General features: G+C 41.4%; 3 protein-coding genes. All 3 read right to left on the bottom strand.

Translation table 11 applies throughout. The features are described 5' to 3' along the window. Positions 1-66: 66 nt before the first annotated feature. A complete protein-coding gene (locus tag QUB33_RS29200) occupies positions 67-462 on the bottom strand; it encodes a helix-turn-helix domain-containing protein (protein WP_333358086.1) in 396 nt (131 codons plus the stop codon). 138 nt (positions 463-600) lie between these two features. Then, entirely contained in the window at positions 601-1,056 is a 456-nt protein-coding gene (locus QUB33_RS29205) for a transposase (protein ID WP_333358094.1), read from the bottom strand. A 95-nt stretch (positions 1,057-1,151) separates the two neighbouring features. Beyond that, the coding region (locus QUB33_RS29210) for a transposase (RefSeq protein WP_333358090.1) at positions 1,152-2,315 on the bottom strand (1,164 nt) is incomplete at its 5' end.

A 2,315-nucleotide genomic window follows, 5' to 3' on the forward strand; every position in this document is an offset into this window, starting at 1 on the left:
ATGTCACTTAATTTATCAGATTTTCTCCCCTTTTTGGGCTATTTCTCTTCTATCCCCCCTGAACGGTTACGAATATACAGCCGGGTAACTACTGGCTATTCCTTTAATCAACCAGAGCCAAAGATGAACTTCTTTATAATTCTGAAATCCTTCAGGGTCTCTCAACTCTTGTTGCAATGAAGCTGCTATTTCAACTGAGAACTTTTTTGGGCGACCGAAAACCTGCCGATTTTTTAACAAATTTTCCCGACCGCCCTTTCTATATTGGGAGAGCCAGCGATGAATCGTTGCCTCACTTTTACCTAAAACTGTGGATACTTCCCGCACAGTTTCTACTTGTTTTGACTGAAATAAATAAAGCATTTGAACTTTGTTATAAGCTAGGATCTTTTTTTGCTGTTTGAGGATTTTTCCTAAGTTTTCTACAGATTCGGTAATCTTTATATGAGGACGACCAGACATTGTAATTCTCGCCTTTACTTTTTACACAAGTCTATCACATCTTTAAAAAAATGGTATAAGGTCGAACAAGTGATAAACTAGGTATGATAAGCTGTTAGACATCTAAACTGCATTAACTAACAATACTCCGGACAGTTTTTAAGCAGCCAAAGTACCATAAGACAAGACTGAAGGAAGGTTAGGGTGATTTAAAATCAAATCCCGGTCTAAATCTAATTTATCAATAAAGGTACAAAGTAGATGCTTATTGAATTCCAGCCGTTTATAAGAGGCCATTGAAAACACAAAAGACTTGGCAGATGAATGACAACTAGAGAGTTGATGTTTGGCTAAATTTAAGGCAATAAGACTGGCATTAAAATGAAAATCCAGCCGTGGTAAATGACGAGCTTGACAATCAGACAATCCCGTAAATTGCTTGGCATCACGAAAAATAAATTCAATCTGGAAGCGAGCCTGATAATATTCAACAATTTGCTCAGGTGGTAAATGAATATCAGTGCTAAATAATAAAGCATTTTTGATTGTCCCGTTGGCTTGAACCTCAGAGATACAAGCAAAACAAATTTGGCAATTTAAACAACAACTCCACACAACCAATGTATATAATTGGAGTTTAGACTAAGCACAAATTTACCCAGCTAACGCTGAGCATAAATTGTGGTGAATAAGCGAGAGAGATTCCCACGTTAACTGATGGATTTTGGTGATTTTTGGAATCGACCTTTACCCTTTTTGACCACTGGATAGCGGCATCTGGGAGTACGAGGTTTTCCTGTTTGCCATCCGTCACAATTTCCTCGCCGTTTGGGAGCAACAGCCGGAGTCCCAATCCTGATTAAAAGTGGAAGCATTGATTGTACAACCCTTCCCGGCGTCAATTCAGGCAGAGACTTTTGCCAGGGTAAACGAATTTCTCTGACGACATCTTTAGCTAACCATAATTGCCAGGTGAGTAAAGGCATCAAATCGCTCCATCGTTCGCACTGTTCTGGGGTGCTTAGCTTGGGCACAGTCCAATGTAAAGTTTGTTTAACTAACCGATACCAATGTTCTAGGGCAAAGCGGCGCAGATATAGTTGCCAAATTTCTGCCAGAGATGGCATTTGGATACCCACCCAAAGCAACCACAAAGGTTGACTATTTAATCGACCAGTTACAGTTTCTAAGCGTTCGACTAAAATCAGAGTCATTGGATGTTTGGGACTGCCTCGGAAATGCAAGTCATCCCATTTTCTTAACCTCATTTTTCCGAGTTTCGCCTCAACAAATTCCAGAGTTTTCTCTGCTTCCCACCAGCTTTGAGAGTCGTTGAGCTTAAACTGTTGACCGTGAATTTTGGGCCTGCCTTTACCACTATAGGATGGAGGTGCTGACCACAAGCAACGATTGGAGCGAATACGCATTAGTTTATCAGCGGCGACGGCTGCGGTGGCTTTGATCAGAGGCGCGCACCCATACTCACTATCAAATAGAGCGATCGGTCTATTCTGAAGATATTCACATACTTGTGCTAATTGTTGAGCCCCAAAACCGAGCGAATTGTCCCAACTGGTAATACGTTCGTGTCTCAAGGGCAGCGCCCAACTGCCGCTACTTTCAGGTATCCAGGCAATCGTACTATATCCCTGACCAATACCAACAGGTATGCCATGAGGTAAGGCTGTGGGTTGATGTTCATAGGTACGTTCTTTGAGGGTACGTGCATGGGGTCTCAACCATGCCGTATGATCGATCGCTAATACTGGACGTTCTACTTGTAACATCTGTTGGATGTAAGTAGGGAGGTGGGAAAATTTATATTTATGTAACGAAACATTAAGTACCCGCATTGGAGTTAAATTTAACACGTT

The sequence above is a fragment of the Microcoleus sp. B3-A4 genome (genome assembly GCF_036705385.1).
Lineage (GTDB): Bacteria > Cyanobacteriota > Cyanobacteriia > Cyanobacteriales > Microcoleaceae > Microcoleus.